This is a genomic window from Shewanella sp. 3_MG-2023 (assembly GCF_030548765.1).
Classification (GTDB): Bacteria; Pseudomonadota; Gammaproteobacteria; order Enterobacterales; family Shewanellaceae; genus Shewanella.
Map to the genome: position 1 here is coordinate 1 of NZ_JAUOSH010000014.1, position 22,415 is coordinate 22,415.

Consider the following 22,415-nt stretch of genomic DNA (forward strand, 5'->3'; position numbering starts at 1 on the left):
CTATTTGGCTCAGGCCTAAGATTAAAGGAAGCCCTAAAACTTAGGGTAAAAGATATTGATCTAACCACTAAATCTATTTTTGTGTACCGAGGTAAAGGGCAAAAAGATCGAGTTTGTATGCTTCCTAACGGATTGATTGATACTCTAAAGTCACAAATGAAACTGGTAAAAAAGCTCCACGAGACGGATTTGTCAGATGGCTTTGGACTTGCTTCATGCCCATCTCTCTCATAGCCAACTAGAATGGGTGGCCTTGTTATTGCTATTTAAAACTAAACAAATAGTGCCCTATTTAACAAGGGGATTCAGATACGGATTTGGTAGCCAAGCCAATAATCGATTCTAATATAAAGACCACATTTGCACATAAAAAGTGGAATGCCACATGAAAAAATATGTACATACAATGAAGTGTCAGTAATAACTTAAGATGGCCTGTGCTATTTATAAATTATAAGTTAATGATGACATAGGCCAACAATGTTAAACATATAAAATACCAACAGGCTTCTTTAAAAACCTTTGCCAGTGGCAGCCCAATAAATACCACCATAAAGATGATTCAAGAAAATTGCGTCTTGGTAAGTCGCAGGTAAATGACCTAATGCGGTATAAAATGAACGTCCACCATCAAACTCTTGATACCAAGACACCGGGTGAAAATCGCCCATACCACTGACCTTTACATTTCCCCATTGAGCCGCAGGCTCGTAAGTTGACTCATCAACGGTTAAAATATATTGCAAGTTTCTGGTGTAAGGCTCGCTAAAATGATAATACTCATCTGTCCATAAAAAGGAATTGGGTAAGATGGAGCTTCCTGGAAAATCGGTTTTAACAACATCCACCTTACCGGTTTGAATAGCTGGATGGATAACAAACATTCTCCCCACTAGTTGTTTGTACCACAGCCATTGATATTCAGTGTCAGAAGCTGAATGTACCCCGACAAAACCTTTACCAGATTGAATAAACTGCTCCATCGCCTTTTGCTGCTCATCATTAAGTACATCACCCGTAGTATTTAAGAAAACAATTGCGTCAAAACGTTCTAAATTTTTAGGGTTAAATTGATTAGCATCTTCATGCCATTCATAATCAAAGTGATGCTTTTCAGCCAACACCTTCATGGCATTCACTCCCTCTAAAATACTTTGGTGATGCCACCCGGCTGTTTTAGTAAATAACAAGACGTTAAATTGCTTGGCTGATAATGTATGGTTATTCAAAAGCATCAAGCTAAAGCCAATAATTAACAAAAAATAACGAGATAAAACCATACTACTTCCCACCCTAAATAATTCTATTAACCTCTTGTTTTAATAGCTTAAAGCAACCCAGCCTTTAACTGTTTATCTGCATAATCAACAGCTCTAGCAGTCATCGCCATAAAAGTAATAGAAGGATTAACACAAGACGTTGATGAAAATGCAGCGCCATCGGTCACAAACAAATTGGCCACTTCATGACATTGATTCCATTTATTAAGATAAGAGGTTTTAGCCTCTACCCCCATACAACATCCGCCCATTTCATGAATTGCACCACCTGGCGGTGCATATCCTTCAAATCCTTTAATATCTTCAAGACCCGCCGCGGTTAAAATTTCAACTGCCGTAGCGGTCATATCATCTACCATGTTTATTTCATTTTGCTGGTAAGTCACGTCTGTTACCAATAAAGGCAAGCCCCACAGGTCAGTTTTAGTCGGATGCAAAGTCACGCGATTCTCATAGCGTGGCAAGACTTCACCAAAGCCCCACATACTGAAATACCAATTACCCGGCTGGCTGACTTTCGCTTTAAAGTCAGCACCGATCCCTTGACCATTCTTAGCCCATTGCCAACCACTGCGACTGGCACCGCCTTGAAAACCATAACCACGTAAAAAACCGTTTTTAGTCTGGTTATTGGTAGATTTAGTAATTGATAACGTATTTTCAAGGTTTCTAAACCGCGGTATATATACCCCTCCTGGACGGCGACCTTTATAATAATCGTCTAAATAACCAGGTATTTTGCCGCTGGCGCCACCGCCGCCACAATGATCCATAATGTAACGTCCCAGAATGTCATATCGATTACCAATACCATTGGGAAATGTAGTCGATTTAGAATTGAGTAGGATTTGAATTGAGCCTAAGGTAGAAGCACACATAAATACGACTTTCGCATTGATACTGTGCGATTTTCCTGTTTTATTATCAACATAACGAACCCCTGTTGCTCTACGGTCTTCGTCATCATAGAGCACCTCTTGCACTTGAGCATTGGCGATAAGCGTTAGGTTTCCAGTCCGTTTTGCCGCAGGTAAGGCCGCCGAGTTAGAAGAGTAATAACCCCCAAAAGAACACCCTCTAGGGCACTCACTTCTGGCTTGACACTGCCCTCTCCCTAAGTCGGTATGAATCTTACTTGCTTGGGTTAAATTAGCCATTCGTGCAGGAATAAATTTCCGTTCAGGAAAGGCTTCCTCAACCTTGGCTTTCATATCTCGTTCAACCACATTTAAAGGCTGAGGCGGTAAAAATTTACCATCTGGTAGTTGAGGCAAATTTTCATAGCTACCTGAGATACCAACAAAAGGCTCTATATAGTCATACCAAGGGGCGATATCACGGTATCGTATAGGCCAATCTACACCATAACCATCTTGCTTATTTGCTTTAAAGTCCTGTTCGCACCAACGGTAACTCTGTCTACCCCAAATTAATGATTTACCTCCGACAGTGGCACTGCGATACCAAATAAATGGTTGTTTTTGGATATAAGGATTTTCAAGATCATTAATTAAATGGTGCTTGGTAAAGTCACTATAGATGTATATATTTTTCTGTATGTGCTGCTGTAATTTAAACTCTTGCAACACTTCCCCCCGAAAAGCCATTTGCCAAGGTGCTAACCCTTCCGTTTTATATTGACCATGTTCAATAGGTTCCCCCCGATCCAATACCAAAGTTTTATATCCTTTCTCACAAAACTCTTTTGCCGCAATTCCCCCAGACATTCCTGAGCCGACAACAATGACATCATAATTCATTAATTTTTCCTGATTTTGTCAGCAGTTAAAACCAAACGCCGCCAACTTGATTTAACTTAATTTCTTGATATGGCCCGGGAATGGGATCGAAGTTTAACGCCTGAGTAGCACCGATTTTTGAAGTGTAATAACCAATTACAATCAGTTGTTTAAGCTTACGATAGAATGTACTTTGCTCAGAACCTTGGTACATATCACCATCAATTGTTTCTATTAAGTTAACCTGTTGATTGGCTGACAGATCTAAGAAACTTGGATTAGCATTAAATAAATTATCAAACTGGCCAACAAATTTATTTTGTTCATCAGGGGTCATAAAATGATGAACGTAATAGTCAACATACAAGTGCGCATCGGCTTCGCTAGCGCTGGGTGTATCCGTATGAGGAATAATGATATCGCTTATTAACTTAATACATTCCAATTGCTTTTCAGTAAAACCTGCCTTCATTGTTTCACGATCAAACGCAGATGTAGCCGCAACAACCATGTTCTCGATTGAAACAACACTACAACCTAAAGCAACAGAAAGGTTGATTAAAAATTGTCGCCTATTCATATCAATACCATCCATGAAACACAGATAAGAATTCAGAAAGCGTTATCAGCTATCTAACAGCAACTCTTATAACCTAGTAAAATAATAATGTGATAATACCATAACGTTTAAATTGTTTATTGTCTACAATGTCGCAAGCGTGTTTTATTCCGCAATCAACCTAGTAATTTGACTGGCCGTTTTAAATAGTGATTCAAGCAGGTCATGCGAACGATTAACTTCATCAGTTTGCATTTCAAAAGTGGACATACTTAAAGCCGCAATGACTTTTGCATTTGGTTGGCCAATAAGTACGGAATAATCTTTTACTCCTGTCAGTAAACTGTTTGGCTGCACAATAAATCCAGATTGTCTTAAAGCTGCTAACTCTGTCGTTAAATAACTTCGTTCAGACGGGCCCCAGTGGCAAAATGTCGGATCATGCTCAATTAACATCGTCTGTACTTCTTCATTACTATTGGCTAGTAGTAATTTTCCCGCTGTTGATTGGCTAAGGCGAAACATTGCACCTTCTGCAATGCTTAAGTGAATAGCACTGGTGCTTCTAGCATAAACAATTACCATCGCTTGGCTTTGATACAGCATACTTAAATAACAAGACTGACCAGAACTTACAGCTAGATCTTCCATATACGGTAACGCCGATTGTCGAACTCTATCCATAGGCGAAATGTTTCTAGAGAGATGATACAACTTTAGCGATAATTCATATCGACCTGTTGTGGGGTGGCGTTGAACGTAACCACGCTTTTCCAATCTAACAAGTACTCTATAAATCTCATTTGGGCCACGCCCAACACCCGCCGCTATCTCACTTTGGTTGCAAGGCATAGCATGACTAACCAAAAACTCAAGTATATCCAACCCTTTATCTAATGCCGGTACTGCATATTTTTGGCTTGTTTTATCTTTCACTTTGGCTCCTTTAATCACATATTCTAATATGAACAAAAAAATATTTTCAGCACTAAGAAATAACAATAAACAAATAAAACAGTGACTTAATAGAACCATAAATATTCATATATAAATGTCATATTTTTATATAAATTCTAGTTGAAATCTTCAACATCATCCATGATTATTGTTAACAATAATCATTAACCACAATCAGTTATGGACAATAGCATATGACAATAACCGCCGAACAAATTACGCAATTTAATCAAAATGGATATTTGATTATGAAAGGCTACTATTCGCAGGAAGAAATTTCTCGATTACAACAAGCCGCATTTAACGATGAGTCATTGTATAAGCGAGCATGGGATAAAAAAGATGCACAAGGCGCTATCAGTAAAGTGTGTTTATGGCAAAAAACCGGCGACGATTTTTACAGCATGTTTTCTCGCGGCCGACGCTTAGTGGATGTATGTCAAACGTTAATAGGTGAAGAGGTTTACCACACTAGTACAAAAATTATGATGAAGGAGCCCTTTGTGGGCGGCGCATGGGAATGGCATCAAGACTTTGGTTACTGGCACCGCGACAACTTCATGCTTTATCCCAAAGCGATCAGTTGCATGATTGCTATTAATAAGGCAACCCAAGAAAATGGTTGCTTACAGGTACTAAAAGGCTCACATCACTTAGGTCGTTTAGACCACAACAAAACCGGTGACCAAAAAGGCGCGGCAATGGAATTCGTAGAAGAAGCGATGAAATATCATCCTCTTGTTAATGTCGAACTTGAACCTGGAGATGTATTATTCTTCCACTGTAATTTATTACATAAATCCAACCAAAACCGTTCAGCACAACCTCGCTGGAGCATGATTAGCGCTTACAATGCTATCAGTAATCAATCGTTTATTGAAAACGAAGCAGTCTACTACCCATTAAACCGAGTAGAAGATGATGCCATTTTGAATTGGCAAGCCAGTTAATCCATTTGTAGCCTTTCAGATAAATTAATCCAAACCGCTTAAAACATTATTTGAGCGGTTTTATCATAAGAATAAACCAAGACTGCAAACCAGACGCTTACTCAACATGCCATTCCCATTAATGGACTGGCCCTTCACGGCAAAATTATTGGTCACGGAGAGTTTACATTCTAGGTGGATGCACATTGGGGCAAGCTTAACCCAGCCCAATACCCAGTCTAATTTGTCATGGATATGCTATGGATGCCAAGGAGCGCCGCTTCATGATGTTTCATAACAACATCAATAATATCTGGGTATATAGTCCGCAAGGTGAATTACTCAATACATAATTGAGTATTACTATCAGTTCAGGGTCCATCAATATGATGTAGGCTAACATCCAGCCACACAGGACGAATATTCTGGTTAAACTCTAAGAGCATGGCCAATATCGGTTGACCACAACAAAAGGTAAAGGCAGCCCCTTGATTAAAGATCTCAAGGGTGACTGTTAGGAAAACTCGAGGGTAGCGGGTATGGAAACCTTAAGGGTGCCTGATATGAATTTCAAGCATTATTGCTTTTCTCTATATGGGCAAAAAATTCAAACGTCTTTACCACATGCTGATGCCAATACTCCCAACTATGTCCGCCATCAAATATTTCGAATGTATGGTCAATATTGGCCATAATAAGTTGCCTTACTAATCGGCTATTAGCAGTAAAAAGCGGGTCTTCTTTACCGCAATCTAACCTCAAAGGTGCTAATGTCGAGTGATTTTCATTTAATGTGGTGAATACATCTCCGCCATATATATCCGTGGTTTGTTGCAATGAATTTAATGTCTCACGGTCAACAAACTCAGTAAAATCTTCAATATTGGTAATTGATGAATGAGCCGATATACCACTAAACACTTTAGGATACTTCGCTCCTAGACGTAATGCGCCATACCCGCCCATTGATAAGCCACAAATATAAATTTTTGATTTATCAGAACACATAGGCAGAGTGTCAATAACAGCTGAAATGACATCTTCAACAATCCAAGCCTCATAATCCGCATGATTAAATGGTAAGTAACCACTGCCTTCATAGTGACCTCCGTCTGATGGCATCACCAGCACAAACTCACTCAAGCCTTTCTGCCGTAGGTTTGTATATACCTGCTCTACTCCACCTAGCTGGCTCCACACCCAATGACTTCCATACACCCCATGTAACAGTATGATAATAGAGACATTGGTACTCTTTGTTGTTTGGCGATAAACACTAATATCACCTCGGCCATTCAGGTGGCTGCTATAAGCCGTAATCGTGTCAAAATTATCACCGTAGAAATTAATGGGTGACACTTCTAAACGCTTGACAGTCATTAATCATTCCCTACATAAATAAATAATCCATTAACTAGATTGGCTAAGTTAATCATCAAACACGATAACGCCTTTGGCAATCCGTCCTGCCAACATGTCATCGAAACCTTGTTGTAATTCGGCTAATGAATAGGTTTTAGTGACCAACTCATCTAGCTTCATTTTACCTGCATCATACAATTGAATAATTTGACCAAAATCTAGCTTGGGATTGCACTGACCATACAGCGGATTAATGTAAATTTTGTCCCATTCAAACAACTCACAATCAAAATCAATTTTTTGCTCAATACCACTGACCTGTACAGCTACACCGGCACTTCTTATTAATGCTAATGGCGCTGAACCTAAAGCTGGAACAGCGGTACATTCAAAGCCATAATCTGCGCCACGACCTTGTGTTAAGGCTTTAACTTGAGCAACCATTTCAGTCAAGTTAGGGTCATCTTTACTGGCCACTATAATATCAGTTGCACCAAATTGCTTGGCTTGTTGCAAGCGAGACTCTATTAAATCAATGGCGATGATTTTAGCCGCCCCCGCAATAGCAGCAGCTTGAATAACATTTAAGCCCACTCCGCCACAGCCTAATACCGCAACAGTGGAACCCACTTTTACTTTTGCAGCATTAACCACTGAGCCATATCCGGTCATCACACCACAGCCAACAATACTGGCACTTGGAAACGGTATATTACTGTCAATTTTTATCACTGCGGCTGATTTGACTATGGTGTATTCACTCATGGTGCCTAAATGAAATGAGCGACTTAAACTATTACCATTATGTTGGCAACCTTGCTCATGGGCATGTCCGCATAAGCCATCACCCGTTACAGGACTATTAACCTCACAAATATGTAAGTTACCTTCTTGGCACTGAAAACATTCACCGCATGGAATTGCCCAATTTAAAATTACCTTATCGCCAATAGCTAAGCCAGTTACATTGTCACCAAGCTCAACTACGGTGCCCGCACCCTCGTGACCAATGATGAACTTTTTATTCCAAGTTTTAATAGAGTCCAAATCGGTATGGCAAATACCGGAGGCCTGTATTTTTATTTTTACTTCACCTGCCTTTGGCTTACCTAAGGTTACTGTGTCAAAAAAGAACCCCCCTTTACCGTCTGCAATTGCAGCCTTTGCCTTGTACATGTAAACTCCTAATTGTTAACAATAAGTATAAAGATATGAAAAAACCTACTATTTACTGCGAACCTTATTCCATAAAAGACGGTTATGACTTTGAAATTCATTACGTCAGTTATCTGCAACACGATAGCTACTCATGCTTTTTGCACTTTCATCAGGTTCACGAATTTATATTTTTTGAACACATTGACGGTAGCTATTTTTATCATCAAGGAGAGAGTAAGCTTTCAGACTATGAAGCGGTATTTACTCCGTCAATGGAAAGCCATAACTTCGAACTAAATCCTCGCCCTAAATCTTGGTATATAGTCCAATTTATGCCTGAATGCCTCAATGCCCCATCGATAAGTCAGTGTACTGAGATACTAAAAACCGGTTTGCATTTGCGATTTCCCACAGAAGTACAACAGAAAATCCATCAATTACTAGGCTGGTTATTGACTGAATTTAATGAAAATCCCCAAAGTCATACCTGTAAACAGTTGTTCAATAGTCTTGTGACCATAGTGTGCGAATATGGCAAAAGTAGCTTAACCAGCAAGCAAACTCCGCTAAATGTGTCGAACAGTTACCAAAAACTCGCTCCATTAATGGCTAAATTAACTCAACCCACGGGTGTAAATTTGTCATTAGAAGACGCAGCCAAACAATGTCACCTATCGCCGTCTTATTTTTCTAGAGTGTTTAAAAATCACTTTAGAGTGCCCTATTCCGACTATATGATCCGTCATAAACTGTATAATGCGGCCCGTTTGTTAAGCCAAACGACCACATCAGTAACAGATATTTCTTATGAATTAGGCTTTTCAAGCTCGTCGTATTTCATCAAGCAATTCAAACAGCATTTTAATATCACCCCACATCAATACCGCAAACAATTAACCAGCTAATCGATTGCAGTATCGACTAATCAGCAGAGTAAATGTTAGTTAGAGTCAGCTAAAAACAGGGTTTCTTTGGATAGCGCATCCCGGCTTTGCAATGCCGCCTTATCAACTAATAGATTTTGCTTTATCGCCTGCGTACCTAACACATAAGCTTTGGCATAATTAACTGCCTCAACACAAAGCAACTTATCCGCCTTAAAATACCAAACCGAAAACTGCTGGGCTGATTCTTGCTTCACAAGGAGCTCATCATAGCCTTTAGACAAGCCGACAATTTGTAATTTACAGTTATATTGATCTGACCAGAACCAAGGGACGGTTTGCTGAACAGGCTCACCTTGGGGTAATTTCCCCGTTAAAAACTGCGCGGCAATCTTGGCTTGATCAACGGCATTTTGAACTGACTCAAGCCGAATCCATCTTTGATAAAGTGAGCTAAATTGCTGGGTGCAATCACCAATGGCAAAAATGTCTTCATTAGATGTTTGGCAAGCCTCATTCACTTTAATGCCCTGCTCAACGTCAACACCTGCCTCAAGCGCTAATTGGGTATTTAGCCTAACGCCGACACCAACAATAATAAAATTGGCACAATATTCACTGCCGTCACTGCACACCACAACTTGCTTATGTTGGTATTGGTGAGGGGGTTGGTGAGGATATTGGTGACTGAGTTGCTTAACTTCAATAACGTCTTTATCTGTCAGTAATTCAACACCTTTACTAAGATGTAATTCAGTTAAAAAGTCTGACATCACGGCTGACGTCACTCGAGATAATATCTTCGGCTGTTTTTCAATCACAGTCACTTTGGCACCCATTGCAATCAAGGATGCGGCGCTTTCAAGGCCAATATAACCACCACCAATAATAACCACCTGCTTATCGCTGCTGTTATTCAGTGCGGCCTTAATGGCTGTCGTATCAGCATAAGTGCGCATAGTAAAGATTAAGCGTTTATCAAAGGAATCAATCACTTCTAATCCTAAAATAGGCGGGATAAAGGCTCGACACCCAGTCGCTAACATTAATTTGTTATAGTGAATGCATTGACCATCATTGAGAGTAATCTGCTTGGCTGATTGATTTACTGTAGTCACCTCATAACCAAGTTTTAAATCAATATTGTTATCGCTGTAGGCTTTTTCAGCCTTCAAAGGTGTCGACTTCAACTCTGCTGATTGCAACGTTTTTTTAGATAACGGTGGCCTGTGATACGGTAACTCGGGATCACGTTCTATTAAAGTTATGCAGCCAGCCCACCCTTGTTGGCGCAGATGAAATGCAAAATTAACCCCTGCATGACTGGCACCAATAATCACTACTGCCCCATTGTTAGAATGAAATTCTTCAGCTGGAAATTGCATGGTTTAACCCTTTAATTGATATTAGTTGGCGACAACAAAAGTCATTCCATCAATTTGTTCAGATACTTCAATTTGGCAACACAAACGACTATATTCAGTCACCTGGTCATCTAATTCCAACATATCAGCTTCCACTTCTTCAGCAGACCCTACTTCGTCAAAGTCGGCTGGGTCTATATAAATATGACAGGTGGCACATGAACACACTCCGCCACAGTCACCATCAATACCAGCAACACCATTTGCCACCGCTAACTCCATTAAAGAGCCGCTGTCGCCTTCCACTTCCACCGAGCCGTTGTTTTGAGTAACAAAGATGACTTTAGCCATTGTAATTCCTTTATTGTTGGTTTTAGTTTTATTGCGTTATTAGTTAACCTGAGCAGCGCATAACAACTTGCTTTCTAGAGGCAATTTTTACTGATAACGGCGTTAAACTTGTTTGCAATAGACTCGCTATTGACGCAAAAAATTGCCTTGTTCTAAGCAAAAATATCTCTCTAGAAATGTAATTTAAATTCAATCTTGAATAAATTAGTCTGTTAGCTAATCTCTTATCCGCAGCACAGGTTAGTTATTTAGCTGACAGACTGACCACTAGGTGGTTAAAGCCCACTTTGCGTGAAAACTCGCCTAACTGTTCAATGTTTTCATCAGCGCTAACAACGTTAATGTCAGCCACCTTATTTGCCAGTGTCAGCACCAGCTGCCTTAAAATTTGCCTTGCATGAGTCGCCCCTAAACAATTGTGGTGACTAAAGCCAAAACTAACATGAGGGTTCACTTTGCGGTCAAAGTCGACTGAGTTAGGGTGACTGAATACTTTTTCATCACGATTTGCAGATGCCCAGCACAATGAAACTCGGCTATCGGCTTTAATGGCATGTTCACAAACAGTAGTATCTTCAGTTGCTACACGACCCATTTGGGTTAAAGGAGAAAAATAACGCAATAACTCTTCAACCGCTTGGTTAACAATGTCTGGCTCGTTAGCAATTCGCTGTAAGTCATTGATGTTTTCACTAAAGTAAGCAATGGTGTTGGTAATGGCATTAATCACCGTATCTCGACCACCAGCAAAGGTTAAAATCATCACACCTTTGACTTGTTCCTTAGTCAGTTTTTTACCATCAACTTCCGCATTAAGCAGTACCGAATAGAGGTCTTCTGTGGCGGAATCATCGGGTCTTGCCTTAGCCATTGTTTTATCAATTTCAGCATCTATGTAGTTATATAAAACATTGGCTTTATCTGCATCTAAGTTACTGGATTCACTTCTAAATACATGTGTTCCCCAATCAATCCAGGTTTGCGCTTTATTTATTGAAGTATTTAACAATAAGGACAATGCTTTAGATTGAAGCGGTAAGGCGAATTCAGCCACAATATCAACTGAATCTTTTTCTAAAGCATGTGCAATTGTTTGATCTATTATTTGCTGTAACTTGACTTGATAAACGGCAGCTAATGGACGTTTGAACCAGGGGTTAAGTAATTCACGAAAACCACTGTGCTCAGGAGGGTCAAGCTCAAATGGAATTTGACGAGTTTGTCTAATGGCGACTTCTGAAGGAATAACAATACGCCCGGGGGTTGCGCCAGACTGAAAAGTAGCACTATCATGCGCCGCTTTTCGTAGTGCCTTTAAGCCTAAAATCATCTTTACCGGGTCATTTTGATCGTCCATCTGCCCCAAACTCGATGTTGAACGCTTGTCGGAAAACGCATCGTTAAACAGGCTAATACCTTTGATTTTGGCTGTCATTGCATACCTTTTTATGGCTAGACTTAAAAAATGTTAATACGAAGTAACATTCTAGCGTGGCAATTAGCTGTAAAATACACATATTAGGTGCAGAAATATCACTTTGATGTCATTTTGATGCTTTAGGGGTATTTGTCAGCCACAAAAAAGGGCTAATGCTACCAAGCCATTAGCCCTATCACTTCAATCGGTAAAGGTTATTTAGTGTCTAGCCTCTGCTGATACATGGTTGAAGTCACCTCTTTAACCGCATCAATTAGTTGCGGATAAGGCATATCTGTCACCGTCACAAACCCAATATTGGCATTCTCGCCGTCAAAGGCTCGCCCAGTTAGCGGTTCATCAACATATTGAAACCAATGTGCGCCAACCATATATGGTTTGTCTAACACGCTTTGCATGTAGTTTTTGTACTTATTGGCTCTATCCTGTTGACCACTGGCATGCACAATCCCTGGATTAAACAGGCCTGACCCCTCTGTGCTGCCAATATGGAACTCACCAATGACCACCGGCAAATCAACCTGCTCTAAAAACTGCCAAAAGTGAGGTTGCATTCCTTCTTCATAAATATTGAAACTCAGTACATCAGAATATTTCAGTGAGGCCTTAATAATTTCATCTGGCATGCCCCAATTCGCCATTCTGGCCCCCATGTATAAATGATTAGGCATTTTCTCCGCTAGGGTGTTATGCACCACCTTAAAGTATTGCTCACCTAATAACTCCAGTAAACTCGATAAATCAGCTACTTGTGATTCACTGTATTGGTTAAAGGTAACGCCTTGGTTGAGCGAATCCCAATCGATAATGTCAGTTTGCCAAGCAGCATTTAACTGCTCGATTTGGGTATACTTTTGATGTAAAAATTCACTAAAGGCTTTTTTAGCAGGGCTTTCAGTTATGTTTTTAGACAAGGCATCTAAAATGACTCCATAGCGCGATTCAATTGAGCCTTCTCGCTCACCCCAGCTTTTTTCATTATCAATGAAAATGCCAGCACACCAAGGCGAGTCTTTTACAGAGTCTGAAATCTCATCAATGGTTATCTTAGCTCGACGGGCAAACTCCGGGTCAAAGGGATCTGGCATTAAGCCCCAATGATTAACTGAGCCAGATAGGGTTTTAAAATCACCAATAATCCAACCATTGGCAAAATATGGCACTTGTTTAGCACTATAGAAAGCTGGGTCTACCCAGTTACCAAATGAAGTAAAGCCCCAGTCTTTCATTCGAGATAATGTTACTTCATGCCATTTGGTTAAGTATGCACCATCAGGTTGATTACCGTATTTACGCTGTAAATTCGCCTGATAAAAACTAAAGGTTTCTCCATAAGGCATTGCGCCTTTGTGGGTTGAACGGCGGTAGCTGTAATGCTTAGCTAGGGGATCTGAATATTCCGGCAACCACTCAAACATATTGTGCCGTAAAGATGACGCCACATATCGACTGTCTTTTATGGCTTGTGGGATTTGCACCGTTCCCATTGAGTCTTCAGGGGTGGTTTCATTCGGGTCACGATAACGCACAGCATCATCTTTATAATCAATTCCCGTTAATGTCGACATATTGGCCATTCTCACATTAGCAGGGCCATGTGAAAAAAACACATGACCTTGTGGGTCAACCATCCACCACTTACCATCAACTTTTTCAGTTCTAAAAAAACCTGTGGCTTTTAACTTAGGCCCTTTAGTGTATCCACCATATATCGAGCGATTAGGCATACCTGATGATGCGTTAAGTTGAGCCAACTCCTCGGCGGTTTGCAGTGCTAATTGCTCATCGGAGGTAATTTTTAGCGGGTAATCAATAAGGGCATTTTGACCATATTGATCCACAATCTTATTAAGCCATTGCGGATCGGGCTCTGGATTCGCCCTTATGCGAATATCTTTAATTTCAATTGAGCGGTTTTCTAACAGGCCAATAGTAAAAAAATTCAATGCAGCAATTTGAGTTAAATCTACGTTATCGGCACGCCATGAACGCCAAACCATTAATGAATCGTCGGTTTTCCAAGGCATAGCATCGCCCCAAAAACCAGCTTCAGTAACAGCTTCTTTACCATCTAGCGGGAAAAATACCGTGCCTTTATAATGAGGTGCAATACTGATTGAGCGGCTTTGGTACTCACCTTGCTGATTTTCAACGGATAAATAAAAATGCACTGATTTATCTTGAGGGTTAGCCACATCAAATGCCAAGTTATATCGACTTAGTGACGATAAGTCCCATGGCTGTTCAGGTTTGATGCTGACGGTTGAAATATTATGTTGAGCTAAAAAACCAATTTGTAGTTGGTTTTTTAGCAACTGAAATTTTGCAGAACGGCTTTGTAGCCAAGTTTGCTGCTCAGCAGAAGCGAAATCGACTAAAGTCATTAAACTTGTGGTCTGTTCGCGCACTAAACTAGTGGATTCGATTGATGGTGCAGAATTATCGGTTGAGTTTTTTTGTGATTCAGGTGAAGCGACAGGCTGACAACCCGCCAGTGTTAATACACTTAGCAATAAGGCATTAGGATAAACGCAAGTCAGTTTCATATTACACTCCTTGTCATGGATTAATGACACAGTAAATATGGGCAATTGATGTTAATTTAATAAAAAAAAGGGCCACTAAAGTGACCCTTAATTGAGAAGCTAGATTAGAAGTTCATTCGAGCATTAAGGCGGAATGTTCGACCTGTTTGATATTGATTAACGGTTCTAGAATCGGTCGCGTTACCACTGATTGGGCTACCTTCGTCTAAAACATCTCCATTAACATTAAGGAAGCGACTAGTGTAATACTGACGAACACCTTCATCCGTTAAATTAACCGCTTGAAAGGAGAAAGTCACCATATCATTTAGCTTGTAACTCGCCGAAAAATCTAATGTTTGACGCCCTTCTTCCCATAATGAACCCGACTCCCAAGAACGTTTAGCTAGCTGATCTGTATTACCTCGGTAGGATAAACGCAACTGATGACCATTTTTCTCCCAAAATGCAGTTAAGTTATAACTATGCTCAGGTGTATAGGCAACTTGTAACTCAGGTAGTTGAACAGTGTCATCTATTGACGATACTTCTTGGTCATATTTACTGTCTTGATAGGTATAATTAGTTTGAATACCTAAACCTGAAAGCCAACCGGGTAGCATGTCAAAAGTTTGAATATACTGCAGTTCAACCCCTTTAATGTTCGCACCTTTACCATTTTTGATACGAGTTGTTTTGAACTGAGCACACATTTGCTCCAAGTCACCTGAATACATCCAATCTTCACGGAATTCATCATTACCCTGGAAGCGTTTAGGCATACATTGTTCAAGACTGTCTTGGCCTGCTACCAATACTAAATCATCAGGATTATAACCTTCGCCTTCTGTTAAGCCGACATCTCGTAGGTCATCCATATAAGTCACAACAGTTTCAGATTCTTCGAAATTAGTCATGTCTTTATAGAATAGGCCTGCAGACAACATACCTGATTCGTTAAAGTACCATTCGTACGATAAATCTAAGTTAATTGATTCTAATGGGTCTAATTTAGGTGTTGTGAGGGTAATGGTGTTATTACGATTGTAACCGCCCCACTGGGTTTCACGCACTTTAAAACCAGGACGTAATGAATCAATTTGTGGGCGTGCCATCGTCTTAGATGCTGCAAAACGTAGTACCGAATCGTCAGTAAGCAGATAATTCAAGTTTAGACTGGGTAAGAAAACGTCATAATCATGAGTACCAGTTACAGCAAAGCTACGCTTACTTCTATCTTCAGTTGCAACAAGCTGACCATTTTCGTCAAGTTGTCTATCACCATAACCATAGAATTTTTCAGTAGATATATCACTGTGACGCCATAACCACCAACCACTTTCGTTTGGATTACCACGTACAGCATTAGCATCAAAACAAGCACCTTCATCTGGTCGAGCAATATCATCAGTTAAATCGTTAGTACCATTAGTATCGTAACCATTGCCATCAACACGAGCCCAACGAGTTTCTGCGTTCCAATCAGTACCGTAAAATGGAATACCACTACATTCAGGCAGACTTGAATCACGTAATTCAGCCAATTTGAAAGGGTCCATTAACCGGCCAACGTTACCAGGATCATAAGCAAATTGAACACCTGAGTAACCTGATGTTTCTACTTCTGTTTTAACATAACGAACACCAACATCACCAGATAAACGACCGTCAAAAAAATCAAAGTTGGCTTTCAAGTAGGTAGCGAAATTTTCAAGCTCTGCAGAACGTGTATTTGAATTATCAGGCTCGAAACCAACAGAAGGAGAACCTAAAGCAACATCAAATGCTTTAAATGCTGAAAAGGTTGTCCAACCATCCGTAATCGCATCGCGCCCATAGCCATTACTGTCCATGAAATCATCTACGGGAAAGCTTTCCCCAGTTGCAAATAGATCACCACTTAACGAATTCAAACCATCATTTAAAACCGTAGGTGCTCCTGTATAAGGGTTATTAATAACTACACCTTCGCCGACACTATTAAATGCATTTTGCTGGTTATCTACGTATTTTTCACGGTTAGAGTACTTAGCACCAAACTCAATACTTGATAATGGCCCAGCGTCGACTATCCAGTCAAAATCGACGAAAGCTGATTTTTGTTCATCTTCAACGGCAACAACTGAGCGATTCAAAAAGGTTAAATGCTGGGCATTGAGCTCATCAACGTTAAAGCCTGTTGTGCCGTAGTTATCCCAAACATTTAATGGATCGCCAAATTCGTTATTCTCGCCATAATCAATCAGACCAGAACCACCCACTAAAGTACATGGGCCATTAGTGCAGTCATAACCAACAGGCTCAATATCAGTTTCTGGAACATTTTTTAATAACCAGCGGTTAATATTGCTAAAGTTTTGCATCGCAATATAAACTTGGTTTTCAGGAATACGTTCAGACTTTGAGTAACCTAGACCGGCATTTAAAATAAGATTGTCAGTAATATCATGTCTAACATCGAATGAGATAACGGTGTTTTCTTCATCATATTTATTTTCAGACTGGCTTAAACCACCATCACCAAATCGGTTTAAGTATTTAGTAAATGTATTGGTTTTTAAATCAATGGTATGCCAATCTTGCTGTGGATCCGTCCACTGTGATGGGCCGCCGCCTAAACCAGGGTCAATCCCTTCAATCATATTACCTTGTTGACCACTACGAACTTGAACGCCATGCATTGAACTTTCAAAAGACTGTTTGGTGTAATTGGTATTGAGATTAAACTCTGTTGAATCAGTTGGTGTCCACTGTAATCCCAAATTAAAGTTCATACGGTCTACATCATTATTATACAACTCATACCGTGAATTCTTATTGGTGATGCCCCACACATCTTCAACAAGATTCCCTTCTGTATCAGAAGCTAAATGAGAAAATTCAGATACCCAATTATCAGCACTATATTGATCTTTACGGTAAGAGTTAGTTTCTTTTACAGCGGTAAAAATCACCCCAAAAGTATCATCAAACATTTTTTCGGATATCGTACCTGAAACCTTATAGTTTTCGTCATCTAATAAATCGTTATAGCGGCCTTCAACCGTTACCGTTCTAATTTGATAATTTAAATCTAATGGTTTGTTAGTTATCAGGTTAATGTTTGCACCTAATGCACCTTCTTCATGATCAGCACTGGGTGTTTTAACCACTTCAATTTTAGATAAAATATCAGATGAGTACTGCGATAAATTAACACTTTGACTAAAATCAGTCGAACCGAGTTGGACGCCATTCATACTGACATTATTTTGTTGTGAATTAGCACCACGTACCGTAATACGAGAACCTTCTCCATCAACTGACTGAACAGTAACACCAGTAACTCGTGATAAAGCATCTGCAATGTTTTGATCGGTTGATTTACCGATATCTTCAGCATTAATTGAATCAGTCAGGTTTTCTGAAAAACGTTTATCGTTGATTGACTTCTTTAAACTACTTTTTAAGCCTTTAACTTGAATTACTTCAATTTCTTCTGCAGCTTCATCGGTTGCCTTTTCTTCAGCAACGACCTGCATAGACATTGCTGTTAACAATGCGAGATATACAGAGCTGTACTTATATTTTAATGTCTTAATTGGCATATCTACTCCCCCAAGAGCGTTTGTGTTTCTGCCTAACCCGAATTGCAAAAGTTAATATAATGTTGCAACCCTGTTTACAGACATTACTAACCAAGGGGATAACTGTCAACATAATTTTGTTAACAATCTTCAATAAACTTAAATCGATTTATTTAACTAATTCGATGAAACTCTTTCTCGTCTTTATCGCATTGTACCTCAACCAACATACCGTTAACTATTGTTCTTTCGATTGTTTATCATTGATTTTAAAGAATTTTACGCCAACAATTATTTACACAGTTAAATTATCTGACATTGCCGAATCGGTAGAAGATAACACTTTAATAAGAATGAGAAGCTAGAGATATATACTGATTTCTGAGGTTAATTATAAAAAAAGTTCAAATGTGGCATTTGAAATGTTAACAGATATATTTTTACAGCATGCAAATTGTTAATTAAATCATCTAATAGATGCTTAACATAAAAAAGCCATCCGAGGATGGCTTTAAACAAAGTATGGGTTTAACTGATTAAGATTCAAATTTATGAATATATGGCCAACCAGCAAATTGTTTACCCTGAGTTGGATCGGTATCCCACTCCCAACATTCAAATTCAAATTGTTCGGCATGATGATTTACTTTTACAATACCGTAGCCTTCACTCTTTAAACTTCTGTCAGCTAAAAAGTTACTCCAAGAATTATTCGTTTGCTGTTTAAAATCATCATAGGTCACTTTTGGATTAGCTACCGCGAATACTCGCATCTTATTGCCAAAGGTATCAGTAAAATCACCAGTATTCGGATCATTTTTGAATTGATTATCGAGCTTATCTAATCCTTCAAACCAACGTTGCCAAAAAGCGGCGCCTGCAGGGCCGGCATAAAATAATGGTCCATCTTCAAAGGTGTCTAACCCTTGTTTAGCCACCATGGCTAAATGTTGATCACCGCAAATGACTACTGCGCCTGCGTCTTTAATCAATTTGACTGCGCGAGTTCTACCGTCAGGTGGATAGCCGTTTGAGTCGTAATCTAACAATGGTTCTAAATTACTTTTCGTCTGAGGCGATCCCCACATGGATGCAGCAATACAGATTTTAGGCAGCGCTTGATCCATATCTGCCCATTCGCGTAAAAACTGCTCTTGCCTATGACCCAATAACTCACCTTGGGCATAAATCGGATCAATATTGATATTACGGCGGGATTTAAACTTTCTATCTTCTACCATGGCAAAACTGACACCACCATAAACAAAGGCACCATAAGTCACAGGTATACCGTGTTCTATTGGTGTTGGATCGTATGCATCAGGATTATGACCATGTTGCATTCGATAAACCATTTTGACCAAGGCTTTGGTTTGCATATAGCCACCGTCTTCTTCGGTGCGTTTATCACCTTCTAATACAACGGGATCGCGGCCACCTACTCCCCATAAGTTACCTTGTAGTACGTCATGGTCATCCGCTAACAATATTGCTGGTTTATCTCGAATAGAGTCTTTAAATGTCCAATACCAAAGATACCAGCGATAAAGCATGTCTAAGTGTGAGTCAGGTCGATTACGCCATACTTGTGTTGGCGTTGCTTCATAGAATTGATCACCACAAAATACATACATATCTGGTTCGTGCTTGTCGCAATTATTCACCAGTTCTGTATGAGGAAACAAAATATTCTCAGGACTAAAACGACCTAATTGCTTTTCTTGTTTTAATCGGGTCTTGAAATGTTCAATATCTAATGACTGATTGGTGGCCACAAGGCAAGAATATAAAGCGATAGATAATGGCTTGGTTTTACCTGGATCTTTTAGCACTTGGCCTTGGTATAACACGTCCACCTGATCTGATGCGCTATCGGTAACCACTCGATAATTGTGTGTTTGGGTGTTATCCCAGTTATCGACACGGTATTGAATGATGTAACCGGGCTCCATTTGGGATGAAGGCGCAGAGACCCACTCTTTACTGCCGGCGATTTGATATTGTAACTTTGCAGTTTGATACTCATCGTCAGCAACTGGCATAAACTGAGCACTGAGTTTTAATACCGACTTATTGACACTGTGCATACAGCCCATAACAGGCCCAATGGCTTGTTGATCAAGCTTCGATAGTTTTTCACCGCCGGTTTGAATATCTGAAAATGCCCAGCGCGCCCCACTTTGCTTAGGTGGCGTTGAAGATAACAACATCACCCCGCCTAGTAATTCATCATTAGGAACGCCAGTTCTCACAATAAACCCAAGCTCTTTACCGGTTTTACTGTCAATGGCAACTAAACGGACATCAAATGACGTTTTTGATACAGGATCAATATGGCAATCTAAGATAATCTCACGATCATGAACAGCGCCAATATTAACGCTATTGGTTCTGACGATTTTTTCATAAGCCAATGGTTTTTGTTTGTTAGTGAAGTCATTAAAACTAAGTTCACCTTTTTCATTAATGACAGCCATAAAGCCGCCATTTTCACCTGATGCCCTTTGGATCAAAGCGCTGGCTCGATAATCTAAACTATCCGAACCCGCCCCCAATAAAAAACCACAAAAGCCAGCTTTGTTAGGCGTTAAGTTTGAAACTTTTGCTTTAATACGAGCAGACTTAATACTGTTATTAAGTTGTCGCGTTAATATCGACACCGTGCGCATTTCAAAGCCACGCCCGTTTCGAATGCATTCAATCTTACCTGCATTCAATTGCCAATCTTGCAGGCGATTACCCCAAAAGGCAGAACCAAGCCAAGGACGTTTACTATTACTGACCAATGATTCCACTAAAGAAACATCAGTAACAGATAATCTATTGGCTGCTGCTCTAGCTGCTTGAGATGGGAATAACAATCCACCCGTTGCTAAAGCCGAAAGTTTTATAAAACTGCGTCTATCCATACCTTCCTCAGTTTTGTTTACAAGAGTCCATTTGTACTCAATAAAGCGATTAAGTGATGACAACACCAGCCTTTAGCCGAACATTCACTGTTATAACGCAAAAGTAACGACGCCAAATCATTAAGGGGTCGAAACCATATACGATAAAATTAGCATCGGCTTCATGCCCTAACGATTAGCTACTTACTGCTAACGACCAGTCATTTGCTAGTTACTATTTTGAAAAGTTCCAGCATCTAACACTTGTCGTTTGATACTAAAGCGACAAATAAAATTCCAGTTCCAAGAAGCATCATATTGATGACAAAGCCCCCAACTTAGGCCTGGTCTTCGGCTGTCATTCACACCTACATTTGAGCTATTTGCTGCAACACTATTAGGCTTAGTTGGTCTAAATAAACCAATGGCTTCTGGCGCCCCTTTTATGTGGGCTTTAATTTCAAAATTTAGACCATCATCTGCAAACTGAATGGTATTTTTTTCAGGGCCATCGGTTGTTAATAATGAAGCAATGCCGCTTTCAAAATTCCACACAACCACTTCATGACCACTGTTTGAAATAGGGTTTAACTCAGACTTGATATACGGGCCTTCAATGTTGTCAGCAATCGCAACGCCGTGCTTAATTTCACGGCCACCAAAGTTCATTTCTTCGCCCATGGTTTCGCCTTTGTAGTAAAGGTAAAACTTATCATTAAAAAACAGTAGGCAAGGATCATGCACTTTGTGACTGTCAAAACTCCCCTTACTGTTCACATGAAAACGGTTGTCTTCATCCCCTCGCCACTGACCATCTTTACTTGGACTTAGGATTGGCGATGCAGACTTGAGCCACGGACCATAAGGGCTGTCAGAACTGGCTAGTGCAATTTCTTCAAACTGCCTATTGGTATAAGGCGTGGTGACGGTTTGATATACAAGGTAAAAGCGCCCATTGTGAGCCAACACTTCTGGGGTAAAAATGGCGCGATCGTCATATTGACCAGCTTGACCACGTTCAATCGCAACGCCTTGTTCTTTCCACGTTTCGCCATCATTCGATGTCGCGTGCCACACTTCAGTCAAATCCCATGGAAAGACTTTATCCTCAAGGTTATCTGACCCAAACCCTACGGTTTCCCCTTGGCCTTTGGTGTACCAGCAATGCAATACACCATCGACGTCAATTACTGATGATGGATCTCGTCTAATAACCCCTTCTTCAAAAGCAAAATCTCCTTTTAGCGGTTTTACATCAAACTCGACCATCCATTCGGCATTGTTATCATCATAACCACGTTCGATAGCGCGTTGACTCGCGAGGCTCAATGGTTTCTGTACACTCATAAACTGTTTTTCCCTTACAACTTAAGCAACTAGAAGTGTTTAATAAAAAGTAAATGTTTTCGAGTAAA

The 22,415-nt window shown here is 40.0% G+C and carries 16 protein-coding genes; 3 read left to right on the plus strand and 13 right to left on the minus strand.

The annotated features are described in order from the left end of the window. On the plus strand, positions 1-234 hold a 234-nt coding region (locus tag Q4591_RS09660), incomplete at its 5' end, for a tyrosine-type recombinase/integrase (RefSeq protein ID WP_303460788.1). Positions 235-512: 278 nt separating this feature from the next. On the opposite strand, the gene Q4591_RS09665 is transcribed toward Q4591_RS09660, so the two are convergent. From Q4591_RS09665 to Q4591_RS09680, 4 genes are all read right to left on the minus strand, one after another. Beyond that, a complete protein-coding gene (locus Q4591_RS09665; RefSeq protein WP_303460790.1) occupies positions 513-1,280 on the minus strand; it encodes a ThuA domain-containing protein in 768 nt (255 codons plus the stop codon). A gap of 47 nt (positions 1,281-1,327) precedes the next feature. Then, positions 1,328-3,040, minus strand: a complete 1,713-nt coding sequence (locus tag Q4591_RS09670; RefSeq protein ID WP_303460793.1) for a GMC oxidoreductase — start codon at positions 3,038-3,040, stop codon at positions 1,328-1,330. 25 nt (positions 3,041-3,065) lie between these two features. Then, complete coding sequence (locus tag Q4591_RS09675; RefSeq protein ID WP_303460795.1) at positions 3,066-3,599, minus strand: gluconate 2-dehydrogenase subunit 3 family protein; 534 nt, start codon at positions 3,597-3,599, stop codon at positions 3,066-3,068. Positions 3,600-3,743: 144 nt separating this feature from the next. Beyond that, positions 3,744-4,514: an IclR family transcriptional regulator gene (locus Q4591_RS09680; RefSeq protein WP_303414159.1), complete on the minus strand. Its 771-nt coding sequence runs from the start codon at positions 4,512-4,514 to the stop codon at positions 3,744-3,746. A gap of 215 nt (positions 4,515-4,729) precedes the next feature. Between Q4591_RS09680 and Q4591_RS09685 the strand changes: the two genes are divergently transcribed. Then, positions 4,730-5,485: a phytanoyl-CoA dioxygenase family protein gene (locus Q4591_RS09685; protein WP_102519611.1), complete on the plus strand. Its 756-nt coding sequence runs from the start codon at positions 4,730-4,732 to the stop codon at positions 5,483-5,485. Between the two features lie 549 nt (positions 5,486-6,034). Here the strand turns inward: Q4591_RS09685 and Q4591_RS09690 are convergent. Together Q4591_RS09690 and Q4591_RS09695 are read right to left on the minus strand one after the other, a co-directional pair. After that, positions 6,035-6,844, minus strand: a complete 810-nt coding sequence (locus tag Q4591_RS09690; RefSeq protein WP_303460798.1) for an alpha/beta hydrolase family protein — start codon at positions 6,842-6,844, stop codon at positions 6,035-6,037. Positions 6,845-6,892: 48 nt separating this feature from the next. Then, complete coding sequence (locus Q4591_RS09695; protein WP_303414164.1) at positions 6,893-8,002, minus strand: alcohol dehydrogenase catalytic domain-containing protein; 1,110 nt, start codon at positions 8,000-8,002, stop codon at positions 6,893-6,895. Between the two features lie 35 nt (positions 8,003-8,037). On the opposite strand from Q4591_RS09695, the gene Q4591_RS09700 reads away from it, so the two are divergent. Beyond that, entirely contained in the window at positions 8,038-8,889 is an 852-nt protein-coding gene (locus Q4591_RS09700) for a helix-turn-helix transcriptional regulator (RefSeq protein ID WP_198589992.1), read from the plus strand. Positions 8,890-8,924: 35 nt separating this feature from the next. Here the strand turns inward: Q4591_RS09700 and Q4591_RS09705 are convergent, their stop codons facing one another. The 7 genes from Q4591_RS09705 to Q4591_RS09735 form a co-directional block, all read right to left on the minus strand. Beyond that, positions 8,925-10,253, minus strand: coding sequence for an NAD(P)/FAD-dependent oxidoreductase (locus Q4591_RS09705; RefSeq protein ID WP_303460806.1), 1,329 nt, complete (start codon positions 10,251-10,253; stop codon positions 8,925-8,927). Between the two features lie 21 nt (positions 10,254-10,274). Beyond that, complete coding sequence (locus tag Q4591_RS09710) at positions 10,275-10,583, minus strand: 2Fe-2S iron-sulfur cluster-binding protein (protein ID WP_303460809.1); 309 nt, start codon at positions 10,581-10,583, stop codon at positions 10,275-10,277. 244 nt (positions 10,584-10,827) lie between these two features. Further along, positions 10,828-12,018 carry a cytochrome P450 gene (locus Q4591_RS09715; RefSeq protein ID WP_303460812.1) on the minus strand — a complete coding sequence of 397 codons (1,191 nt, stop codon included), beginning with the start codon at positions 12,016-12,018 and terminating at the stop codon, positions 10,828-10,830. A gap of 197 nt (positions 12,019-12,215) precedes the next feature. After that, a complete protein-coding gene (locus Q4591_RS09720) occupies positions 12,216-14,567 on the minus strand; it encodes an agarase (RefSeq protein ID WP_303460814.1) in 2,352 nt (783 codons plus the stop codon). Between the two features lie 104 nt (positions 14,568-14,671). Beyond that, positions 14,672-18,133, minus strand: coding sequence for a TonB-dependent receptor (locus Q4591_RS09725; RefSeq protein ID WP_303460817.1), 3,462 nt, complete (start codon positions 18,131-18,133; stop codon positions 14,672-14,674). A 515-nt stretch (positions 18,134-18,648) separates the two neighbouring features. Next, a complete protein-coding gene (locus tag Q4591_RS09730; protein WP_303460821.1) occupies positions 18,649-21,021 on the minus strand; it encodes an alkaline phosphatase D family protein in 2,373 nt (790 codons plus the stop codon). A gap of 207 nt (positions 21,022-21,228) precedes the next feature. After that, a complete protein-coding gene (locus tag Q4591_RS09735; protein ID WP_303460823.1) occupies positions 21,229-22,347 on the minus strand; it encodes a family 43 glycosylhydrolase in 1,119 nt (372 codons plus the stop codon). Positions 22,348-22,415 lie beyond the last annotated feature (68 nt).